This window comes from Pustulibacterium marinum (assembly GCF_900116665.1).
Classification (GTDB): Bacteria; Bacteroidota; Bacteroidia; order Flavobacteriales; family Flavobacteriaceae; genus Pustulibacterium; species Pustulibacterium marinum.
In genome coordinates this window covers 70,580-82,753 of record NZ_FPBK01000006.1, presented here as the reverse complement: position 1 = coordinate 82,753, position 12,174 = coordinate 70,580, and the positions used below count along the sequence as shown (strand labels likewise).

At 35.3% G+C, this 12,174-nt stretch carries 6 protein-coding genes; 2 read left to right on the top strand and 4 right to left on the bottom strand.

Annotated elements, in window-relative coordinates:
* Window positions 1-64: 64 nt before the first annotated feature.
* Both BM383_RS09850 and BM383_RS09845 read right to left on the bottom strand, forming a co-directional pair.
* Window positions 65-1,993, bottom strand: coding sequence for a hypothetical protein (locus BM383_RS09850; RefSeq protein ID WP_093024968.1), 1,929 nt, complete (start codon window positions 1,991-1,993; stop codon window positions 65-67).
* Between the two features lie 51 nt (window positions 1,994-2,044).
* Window positions 2,045-4,279 (bottom strand): S8 family serine peptidase, encoded by a 2,235-nt coding sequence (locus BM383_RS09845; protein ID WP_093024967.1) that lies wholly within the window; start codon window positions 4,277-4,279, stop codon window positions 2,045-2,047.
* Window positions 4,280-6,181: 1,902 nt separating this feature from the next.
* On the opposite strand from BM383_RS09845, the gene BM383_RS09830 reads away from it, so the two are divergent.
* Window positions 6,182-7,303, top strand: a complete 1,122-nt coding sequence (locus BM383_RS09830; protein ID WP_093024964.1) for a DEAD/DEAH box helicase — start codon at window positions 6,182-6,184, stop codon at window positions 7,301-7,303.
* A gap of 29 nt (window positions 7,304-7,332) precedes the next feature.
* A complete protein-coding gene (locus BM383_RS09825) occupies window positions 7,333-7,767 on the top strand; it encodes a cold-shock protein (protein ID WP_093024963.1) in 435 nt (144 codons plus the stop codon).
* 177 nt (window positions 7,768-7,944) lie between these two features.
* On the opposite strand, the gene BM383_RS09820 is transcribed toward BM383_RS09825, so the two are convergent.
* Together BM383_RS09820 and BM383_RS09815 are read right to left on the bottom strand one after the other, a co-directional pair.
* Entirely contained in the window at window positions 7,945-10,908 is a 2,964-nt protein-coding gene (locus tag BM383_RS09820) for a DNA polymerase III subunit alpha (protein ID WP_093024962.1), read from the bottom strand.
* A complete protein-coding gene (locus tag BM383_RS09815; protein ID WP_093024961.1) occupies window positions 10,908-12,122 on the bottom strand; it encodes a DNA polymerase Y family protein in 1,215 nt (404 codons plus the stop codon). Before BM383_RS09815 ends, BM383_RS09820 begins: the two co-directional genes overlap by 1 nt.
* Window positions 12,123-12,174: the final 52 nt, after the last annotated feature.

The window sequence follows — 12,174 nt, the reverse complement described above, 5'->3', positions numbered from 1 at the left end:
ATTTAGTTTATATAAAAAACCCCCATGACAGCTTTGTTGTGGGGGTTTTTGGTACTCTATTTTTTTACTCTTTCTTTTCAAAAATGGAGAATGGAACTCCTACTGAAGCTTTGATTTGAAAATTGTCCCAAGCGTTTTCATCGTATAACTGCTTTTCAAAACCACAGTTAAGAGCAAAGGTTGCCTTACTCCATGAATCTGCACCTACCACCCTAAAAATGGGTCCTACATAAAAGGAATAATTGGGTTTAAAAGGCATTGAAGTTTCATTTTTAACTGGGAAATTTAAATTCAATCGACCAGTGATCCCCAACGTTCTCTCAAATGCATAAAAGATAGTGTAATAGCCTCCAACATCCATGTACTGGATGTTTTCGGTAATTTCATTGTATGGTAAGAGTTCATCTCCATCTTTATCTACAATACTTAACGATTGTGTTGTTATTTTGTATAAGGTATTATCTTTATCATAAAATGGAGCATCAAGGAAACTTCCCCAAGTGAATCTTGAATATAATTGCGCTGCTTGTAGTGTTCTAATTCCTAAATGATTGTAGTTTAAAGACCCTTCTATTGCTGGCCTAAACACAGTGGTAATTTTTTCTAGTCCCTTTTCCTTAAAAATACTATCCGTAAGAATAGAATCGTTACTGATTCCAAAACTGTTATTAGCAAAATTTGCATTTATATTGAACCATTTGAATGAATATCCATGAAATACCTTTAGTTTAGAATCATAGGCATGAAATATTTCATTTTTTTTATTTTGAACTACACTCTCATTTATATAAAAGGTAGTAATTGAATCTTTATCCACTAAAGATTCTTGTTTAGCAACTTCCGTAACTCCCAGCATTTCATACATCAACAATATATTATCAGTATACTTCTTCATTAAGGAATCATTATGTGCTTTAATAATATTAAAATATTTCAAAGCATTTTTTTTCAAATCTTTTACAGATTCAATATTTAAAGTTTTATAGTCGAGCTCTTGATCTAGAAAGTCAATTTTATAATTTTTATTACAACTGCTGATAGCGTTTTTTAATTTTACAGGAATATCCTCCATTTCAATAGAATCACATATATTATTTATGCTGGATATAATATCGCTTTTATATAAAAGAAAAGCTCTATTATTAATCTTAAAACATTCTCTTTCATTTTCTAACAACTTTATGAAATAATACTTTACAATAGTATTATCAAATACATCTAAATCATATTCACCACTTTTTAGGTATAATTCATTATTACTTTTAATAAATTCAATAGCATCCTCATAAACACTATCATTCTTTGCAAGAAATAAAGACCAAGAAACATTACCAGTCCAATCTTTGTTATTTAATAATTTTATCCTCTTGTCTAATAATTCTTTTAGCTTGTTTCTTATGTTTTTTAAACTATCGATTAATTTTGGAGAGTTTTGTTTCAACCTTTGTTCTAGAAAAATAGTCCCCTGATTTATTCTAGTTATTTCTGGAATTATTTTAGTTTCTCGTTCCGTAATATATTTATCCTTTATGTTCTCGAGAAAGAATTGGGTTGAATTTAACTTAAAACTAAGTCCTATTTTGCCTCCAATATCCTGAGACCATCCTCCATCTCCATAGAAAATAAAATCGTTATTTGTCCCAGTCATATTTACACCTAAATCTAAAATTAAATTGTTCTGAATATCGGTATCTCCTTTTCCCATAAAAGCAAAATTTGCACTAAACGTATGCTTATCGTTGTCTTGGTTATACGAAAAAGCAGAACCGTTATTAATTACGTTACTATTGGTTAATACCACGGTACTAAATATTTCTTTAAACTGTTTATTAAAGGTATAATCATTGATTGCATGTTTTGGTCGATTGTATAAATCAAGATCGTCTAAAATAGATCTTTTGAATTCATCACTAAAACTTGATAATGGTATTCCTTCTTGAGCCGAAACTAGGAATGAGAATAAAAAGGATATAAAGGTTAAGGTCTTTTTCATTTTTGATTAAATCATTGGTTAATTTTCCTGTATAAAATGGATGCTTTAAAATTAATTATCTTGCGAAATACTCTTTATTGACCAAGTAACCCTACCTATCTCCTCATCCTTATAGTATTGTATTAACTCAACTTTATATTCACTTTCTCTTTCATTTCGAGGTATATAATATTGTAAATTGAAAGGAGCTGCTTTCATAATATTGAGAATTTTATTTTTTATTATGTATGTATGTCTACATGGTGTTCTCAATTTCAGAATCTTCATATTTGCTCTGTATTGAGAGGCCTCTGTATTACATTCCATATATGGACTCATTTCGTCTGGAAATTCAAATTGAAGTATAGCAGAAGATGGTATATCTGAATTCACTACTAAACTCAACTCTTCATTATAAAAAAAGTCTAAAACGAAATCTGTTTCATTTATTTCTCTAGAAGGATGGGTAGAGTTATTTGGATTATTATCCACAACATTGAAATTACGCCAAATAGCATTATTATTGTTCTTGATAAAATCTAGAAATTGCTTCGAAGTATGTATATCATATGGATTAGGAGTTTGATCAAAAACATTGTCAATCAATACTATAAAACAATAGTGCCCTTTTTTAGGTAATTTATTCGATGCCCATCTAATTGCAGGACTAACGGTTATAACTCCAGGTTCTATTTTAGGAACAAAGGCTTGACCAATAAGTTTCCATGATTTAGGTGATGCCAATGGTGATGCATTATTATAATAAAGATTAACAATATTAGATAGAGCTGTATTTGCAGATCTGTTCAGTAATCGAACATAACAATAATTGTCTTGTCCGTATTCTACATTGACATTTAAAAATTTATTTTCTTTTCCGCTTCCTGTACCAAATTCAGCCTGAGGATCAACAATAAAACGTTCACTAATAATTATATCAGGGCTTTGAAGTTTACTTGTTATATTTCTGTTCCCAGTATCTCCAATATAGTCTCTAGAATAAATATCAACAACATCTTTTAAAAAACTATAAAACTTATTCATTTTGGGCATGTTGCTTACATTAACTCCATCTATACAACAAAAACTCCAAATTTGGAGTAACATCCTCATTTTAAAATTGAATGTTTTTTCACTTAATACCATTCCTTTAAATGATAATATTGAACCTGCAACAATTGCAGCTGATAATGCCGTCCCAGATTTTAAGCCATAGTATGGTAAAGCGGATGTTGCATCCCTAGTACCTACTAATACATCCTCTCCCTGAGCAAACCCTGATACGCATGTACCATAGTTTGTAAAATCTGCTTTTGTATGTTGTTTAGCGATGGAATCATATTTGCTAGCAGCAACCATTATTGAGTTTGACTTATCGTAATCAGCACTTTGGATATCGAATATACGCCTGCCAAGATAGTCTTCAAATTCATCTAAATTTAAACCTCCGTCCCCTGCAGACTGAATGATTATTATATCTCTTGCGATAGCTAACTTTATTGCATCTCTTAAATCTTCAGCCACTTCATATGGCATGTTTGGTTGTCCATTAAATCCACTGAATTGATCTGATATTAAAATCAATGAGTTATCATGACTAGTTATTATAGCGTAAATTAATGCTCCTAACTTTCCTCCATTTGAAGAGGGAGAAAATATCTGCATATTACTTAAGGATGGAGTAATTCCCATCATTCCAAATCCATTATCCTGAGCGGCTATTATTGATGCAACTGCGGTTCCTACACCATCATTATTCGTATTGTTTCCTACAGTAGATAAATTTAGTCCGAAAAAGTCTTGATGTTGAATGAAAACACCTTCTTCTATAATTTTGATATTTAAATATTCTCCTCGATTTCCATCGATATTTCTTACATGATCAATATTAATCCCACTTTGGTTATGTAGGTATAGTTGTTGAGAATAAAGTGGTTCAGTGGTGACTATTTCGTTACCAGAACTAAGAACTTTTATAGGATTACTAGTTTCCCAATATAAAGGTTCTATATTATTTACATTATGTAATTCATTAAAAATTAAATCTATATCATTTTCATCAACATTATACAAAGTGTAATATGAAAGCAAATTAATATTATCTAAAACAGTAAGCCTTTTAGTTTCATCTTGTATTGTCTTTATTTTTTTTGATGGAACTGAGGTAATTCTAGGTTTTAAGATAAAGTTTGGATATTTACTTATGAAAGAGGACCAATCCTTGGATTCTTTTCTCAGATAATAATTTACAGTGTCATCGTAAGGTAAATTTTCAAATCCTTTGATTTTTATAGCAATAGAAATCATGATATTTAGGTTTTTAAGAGTTAACAATAAGCACTAAAATATTAATTAACAGAACTTTAAAAATAGGCATTCCCCTACTCATCACCCATATTTCACCTATTATCTTGGTTATTTTACCATAAACAGCAACGCGGTATGCGCTGCTGTTTGATCTAATAATTAAATATTCTATAGTTATGAAAAAATATGATTTTATTGGATATGGATTCATCTCGCCACCAAGCTTTGATGTGCAGTTCTATTTTTTTCTCTATTCCATCTCTGTCATGTTTGAAGATACACAACAGTTAACAGCTAAAAAATACCCACTATTGGGTATTTTTCGGCTGCTGCTTTTACAAAACAAATTTGTCTCCCCCTTTTTTGTTTTGTATCCTAACCCTTTTTGGTTATACAAGAATAGGTGTTTTTGTTGGGGATTTGCTAGGGGAATCCCTATTGTGGTTTGGGGTTTTTCTTTTCTTTTAATGAGATCCTGCCCTTCGATACTATTTTGAATCCTTTTCAAGGTATTCAAAATCACTCAGGATGGAATTCAGGATGACGTTGGATTCAGGATGGCGTTGGGTTCGGGGTGACGTAGCGGTAATTAGAGTACATTTTGCCAACGCGCCTGCTGGCCTCTACGTTAAAACAGTTCACCGAACTGTTTTTTTACGCTTGATCCTGATACATTTTGAATCCTTTTGCTGTATTGGAAACACTCGGGATGGCTTGGGTTTTTCGTTTGTTTTAATGAGATCCTGAAATAAATTCAGGATGACGAAAATTAGGATGACGAAGAGTTTAGGATGGGACTTAATTCAAAAATTGAAACTGAATTATGATGTCTTTATTATTCCGTGCTCCGACACGGAATCTCAACGTTTTTATCTCAATTCCTAAAGGTGTGCTTCTTCTCTTGACAGGGGTTAGGGGTATGTGTTTTTGAGAATTAAGGTTTGGGTATAAATGTCAAGTTTTACCCTTTCAGGGTTATTCATTTCTTTTATTCGTAAACTTCTATTGTTTTTAAAGGTACTCATGATGTGCTACGCAGTTGCTTGTCCAAAAGAAACGAACCAAAGAAAAGGACACCCTTTTTAAGGAATTTTTTGCTGCTTGTTCCCACAGCACCAAAAACCATCCGGCAAACTCCGCGTCGCTCAACCGCTCCTGAATCTCGGAGCTTTGCTCGGATATATTCTGGAAAAAGGGAAGTAAACTTCACTCGGATGTGTTTTATATTTGATTTCATTCACTATTGATAGTAGGCAGTCATAAAACGCTACGCTTAACTTAGTTTGATGTGATTTTGCTTGGGGTATTTTAAGCAGTTCCTGCCTTTCTATTAGTGAGATCCTGCCCCTCGATACATTTTCAATTCTCTGTCAGTATTGAAAACACTCGGGATGGCAATTCAGGATGACGTTTGGGGTTTTCGTTTCTTTTAATGAGATCCTGAAATGAATTCAGGATGACGTTGGGTTCGGGGTGACATGAGGATTTTCCATTTTTTTAATGAGATCCTGCCCTTCGATACTATTTTGAATCCTTTTCAAGGTATTCAAAATCACTCAGGATGGAGTTCAGGATGACGTTGGGTTCGGGATGACGAAAAGTTTAGGATGGCGGTTAGTTTAGATGGGGTGTTTATAGAATAAATACGAATTGAATAGTGAATCCCATTTATTTGCTGTAAATTTACGACTTAATTCATTTACAGGTTACTGTGTTTGCTTTGGTAACGAAGCTTATGGAAGCTACGGACATCCCCTCAGTTTTTGTTTTTCAATTTCCTTCCGGTAAATAAATTAAGGGTATTTGTAATGAGCGTTTAATGGCTAACAACAAATACACAATACACTTACGCATAGCCCTATAAGTTGGTATAACCTCCTTTGGATAACGAACAAAACACGTATGAATTTTAAAGAAATTAATGTTATAGATCCCATTGTTAAAGCTACTGCTTTGATGGGGTATACGCATCCAACGGAGATTCAACAAAAGGCGATTCCTGTAATACTAGAAGGCAGGGACGTGATTGGGTGTGCCCAAACGGGTACGGGAAAGACAGCTGCATTTGCTATTCCTACTTTACAATTGTTGCATAACCATCCAAAAAAACAACCCGTAGTAAGGGTTTTGGTCATTACTCCTACTCGCGAACTGGCTATGCAAGTACATGAAAACTACACTACTTACAGTGAGTTTTTAACTATTAGAAGTCAGGTAATTGTGGGAGGTGTTCCTCATACTAAGCAGCTTAAACAGTTGCAACAAAAACCAGCCGTGATCATAGGTACTGTTGGTAGATTGCTAGACCTTATCCAGAGTGGACATATTCAGCTATCATATATTGAAACTGTAGTTTTGGATGAGGCTGATACTATGCTGGATATGGGTTTCATTAAGGATATTCAGAAAATTTTGGCCATGCTTCCTAAGCAACGTCAAACTTTATTCTTTTCAGCAACCCTACCCCACGCCATTAAGAAGTTTGCCCTCACTATTTTAAAGAATCCTATTGAAATAGCGGTTACTCCTGTTTCTTCTACCGGAACATTGGTCACCCAAAAGGCGTGCTATTTACCACAAGATGAAAAAAGGAAAGCTCTGGTAGCTGTATTGAAAAAATATCCGCAAACACAAACACTGGTATTTACCAGAACCAAGCGTGGCGCTAACCGACTTATTCAGTATCTGGAAAAAATAGGCATACAAGGTGCGGCCATTCATGGAAATAAATCACAAAATACCCGCTTACGAGCACTACAGTCTTTTAAAGATGGATTGATAGATGTTTTGGTGGCTACTGATATTGCCGCCAGAGGTATTGATATTGAAGGATTGCCCCTGGTGATCAATTATGAAATACCAAATGTTCCTGAAACCTATGTACACCGAATTGGAAGAACCGGACGTGCAGGAATGGAAGGAATTGCCATTTCATTTTGTAATATGGATGAAAAGGCGTATATAAGAGCTATAGAAAAACTGATAGGTTCCGACATACCGGAATATGAAGTTTCAGCATTATAAAAATAACGTATAACTAATTTTAAACATATATGGCAGACTCTTTTTCAAAGAAAGAAAAGGCAAAGAAGAAAGCAAAGAAGTTAAAGGAAAAGGCGGAACGCAGAGAACAGCGTAAAACTGATAACAACAAAGGCCTTGAATTAAAGGATATGTTGGTCTATGTAGATGAAAACGGACATCTACAAGATACTCCGCCCGATGCACCAAGAGAAGAAATAAAACTGGAAGACATACAACTGGGAGCGGCTCCTATTGAGGAAGAAGATCCTATTAAAACCGGTTTTGTAGAGAAGTTTATCCTGGAAAAAGGCTATGGTTTTATCCGCGAAGAAAATGGAAATGGAGATAACATCTTCTTTCATACCAGTGATCTTCTGGACTTGATCAAACAACAAGACCGTGTCACTTTTGAAAAAGAACGATCGCCAAAAGGTTATAAGGCTGTCAATATCAAAAAAGCATAGTACTATAAGCGCCTAGCGCTATCCTATAGCTACGCATAACATATTAGTACGTAGACGTGTACTATTATTTCTCGTTGAAGAGTTCTAACTACCGTTGGAACTCTTTTTTTGTAGCTGGGATTCTGTATTCCGACGAATCAAACATCATTCTTTTAATAAATCTGGCTATTAGAAAATTTAAACATTTCCTCTAGGATCTGGTTTTAGCGCTAATTTTCTTGAAGAAATTATCTCTACACTACAAAAACCAACGTCCTCTATAATCGTTCCATAACAAGCATACACGCCAATACCATGTATAGGATATTTTTCTACCACAGCATGAAAATGAACGGCATCAAAATAGGTCCCCTTTCTATCTACAAAAGTAGAAAACCTCATAAGCTTTTTATTAGAACCTTTGTGAAACCTCGTATTGACCAATAGTCCATATAGCAATACCTTTTGACCAATGTATTGTGGCATTTCCTGTGCCCATATTTGACCTGCTTCAAAAGATTCCTGAATCAAATTAAAATAATCACACAGCGGGAATCCTAATAGTTCCATTTGATCATAGGCATCTTCTAACCAACCGGATTGCAATTTGGGCAATTGAAACGATTTGTGCTGTGTAGCAAACAGCTGGTTTTGTACAGTACACTTCTTTTTGCCTTGTAAAGCAAAAATGGCTTGCCAGAGTAATTCCATTTTGGTGATTCCGGTAGACCGAAAAGCTCCAATACGTATTAAAATGGTTAAAGCATCAATTCCTACAGCTACACGGTCAATGAAATTTTGTAATGACGTATACGGACCATTAAAATTACGCTCCGTTAACAAGCGTTGTACCGTAAGCTGATCCAATGCTTTCAAATAGCCTAATCCTAAATAAATAGTAGTTCCTTTTATAGCGTTTTCATGTACACTTTGATTGATGCAAGGAGCTTCTACTTTAGCACCACATTTACGAGCTTCGTGCAAATAATGTTCTGTACTGTAAAAGCCGCCACCGTTATTCAACACAGCAACCATAAACTCCATGGGATAGTAACATTTAAGGTAAAGACTTTGGTAACTTTCCACTGCATAAGAAGCCGAATGTCCTTTGGCAAAAGCATAGCCGGCAAAACTTTTAATTTGTTCCCACACTTCTAGTGTTAAAGATTCATCATATCCTTTTTCTTTACAATTGGCCATAAACTTGGCTTCAACTTCCAAAAACTCTGTACGCGACCGGTATTTGCCACTCATTCCTCTGCGTAACACATCTGCTTCCCCCAAGTTCAATCCTGCAAATTGATGTGCTACTTTCAATACATCTTCTTGATATACCATAATTCCATAGGTTTCGGGCATTATAGCAAGTAAAATAGGGTGTGCATCTTTACGGCGTTCTACATTGCGGTGTCTTTTTATATACTCTTGTTTCATTCCCGAACCCGATACTCCAGGACGAATGATGGAACTGGCGGCCACCAATCCTAAATAATCAGACGTTTGTAATTTTTGCATTAAACCACGCATGGCAGGCGATTCTACATAATAAGCTCCGGTAGCTCTCCCCTCTTTAAGCATGGCATTTACTTTGGGATCATTTTTAAACTTGGAAACATCGGTTATATCTATAGCAGGAGCATTTGGCTGATTGTACTTTATAATGTCTAGCGTTTCTTTGATCTTGGCTAAACCTCGCTGCCCCAAAATATCAAACTTATAAATCCCCACATCTTCTGCAATTAACATATCAAACTGCACTGTTGGAAATCCTTTAGGCGGAAGCATGGTTGCTGAAAAATCATGAACAGGACGGTCTAGTATTAAAATACCACAGGAGTGTACGCTTACATAGTTGGGAAAGCCATGAATTAGTTGACCATATTTCACCACTAAATGTCCAAAAGAATCCAATGTTACCTGCTCGTACTTGCCTACACTTATTTTATCAATCTCTTCTTTTGGTAGTCCAAAAACTTTTCCCAGTTCGCGTACTACTGCACGGTATTGAAACGTATTGTATGCTCCCAACAAGGCTACATTGGGAAATCGTTGAAAAATGTATTGCGTAATTTCTTCTCTATCTTTCCAGGAAAAATCAATATCAAAATCGGGTGGAGACATACGATATGGATTGATAAATCTTTCGAAATACAAATCTAGCTCAATAGGGTCTACATCTGTAATTCCAATCAAATAAGCGACTAAACTATTGGCTCCACTCCCCCTTCCTACATGTACAAAATCACGAGACTTTGCATACTGAATGATCTCATGATTGATTAAAAAATAGGATACAAAATGCATCTTTTGAATGGTTTTCAATTCTGTTTCCAACCTTTTGTATACTACCGCATCAGGGTTCTCATAGCGTTTGGAAACTCCACCATAGGCTAACTTTTTAAGATACTCAAAATCTGCTTCAGGACTTTCTAAAAACACACGTTGATTTTGAGAGGTACTTTTATTCCCAAATGAAAAATCAACCGTACAAGAGTTTAATATACGTTCCGTATTTTTCAAAAGAAAAGGAAACTGTTCGCAATATTGCTGCAAATCAGTCATGGAATGCATCTTATCGGTTTCCTTACATTCTTCTGAAGTTGGTAATTTGCTTAACAAACAATTGTTATCTATAGCGCGTAGTAATCTGTGTGCATTGAAATCTCGCTTATTTCTAACCGTTACTTGCTGTTGCAATACCAACTTATCGGTATAACTTTGATAGCTGGTAAAAGGTAATCTCCGTAGTTCTTCTATACTCACTCCAATGAATTCGTTTGATGCAAATTCCGTTTTTTCTAATTGCAGTACTTGTTCAAAAGGATATATGATATAGGTATCTTCCATCAACGGTGCCTGGGCAGGAAAAGGAGTTTTATCATGTAAATGAGCAGATAAAAACGTATTCAAATTCCGAAACCCCACATTGCTCTTTGCTAGCCCTACAAAGCACTGGGATGCACCATTCCGAAAATCGATGCCTACAACGGGATTAATGGCAAACGTAGCTGCCTTTCGAATAAAGTTTAAACAGGCCGACGTATTATTAATATCGGTCAACGCTAGTGTAGTTACCTTGCAGGCTGCAGCCAACTCTAGCAAGGCTTCCTCAGAAAAAGTACCAAAGCGAAGCGAATAATATGAATGACAATTGGTATACATTAACGATTACGATGTGCTAGCAATATGGGGGGTTCTCCATTGAATGCATTACCGCCACGGCCAATGGTCTTTGCACCCATGGCAGCAGCTCGCTGAATGCTTCCTTCTCCAAAACGATTACGAATGGTATCTAATGCCTGATATAGGCGTAGTTTTTCTTCAGTATCATCAAATAAATTGATCTGATAATGCCCCATCACTAGGTCACTCAATTTTACTCCTACCAAACGGATTAACAGTCGGCGCTGGTATAATTGTTCAAACAACTCCATCACCTTGGGGATGATGATATGATCGGCACTAGTATAAGGTATTTTCAATTGTTTGGTATAGGTATTAAAATCTGAATACCGAATCTTTACACTAATACATCCAGTAAGCCTATTTCCATTACGCAAATTATAGGCAAGGCTTTCGGCCATAGCAAATACTGTGGTTTTAAGCTTTACAAGGTCTATGGTATCCTTCCCAAATGTACGCTCGGTAGACAGTGATTTACGATCGTAATAAGGCACTAAAGGAGGATTATCCAATCCTTGTGCACGTAACCAAATGGTTTTCCCATTTTGTCCCAATGCACTCGTCATCATTTCCAATGGCATTTGCTGTACTATGCCCACGGTATCAATTCCCAGATTTCGTAATCGCTGATAGGTTTTTTCTCCTACGGAAGGTATTTTTTGAATGGATAAAGGCGCTAAAAATAATTTTTCAAAACCTTCATCAATCCGTAGTTGATTATTAGGTTTGGCTTCCCCCGTAGCTACTTTAGAAACAATTTTATTCCCAGACAATCCAAAGGAAATAGGAAGTCCGGTTTCTTTGATAATGGTACTTCGTAACTCCGTTGCATACTTATAAGAACCAAAAAAAGTATCCATCCCTGTTAAATCTGCATAAAACTCATCTACACTTGCTTTTTCAAAAACAGGCACTCGCTCACGTATAATTTCTGTTACGGTCTGCGAGTATTTTGTATAAATACTGGCATTTCCCCGAATCACTACTGCTTCTGGACACAACCTTCTGGCTACTTTCATAGACATACCAGAATGTACTCCAAAACGTCTGGTTTCATAGCTACACGCTGCTACCACTCCTCTGTCTCCCGTTCCCCCAACTAATATAGGTCGTTTTTGTAATCTACTATCAATCAAGCGTTCACACGAAACAAAAAAGGTATCTAAATCAAGATGTAAAATTTGTTGTTTCATACTACAAAGTTAGCTACATATAAAAGTAATTATTGCTTATATTTGTAGTATT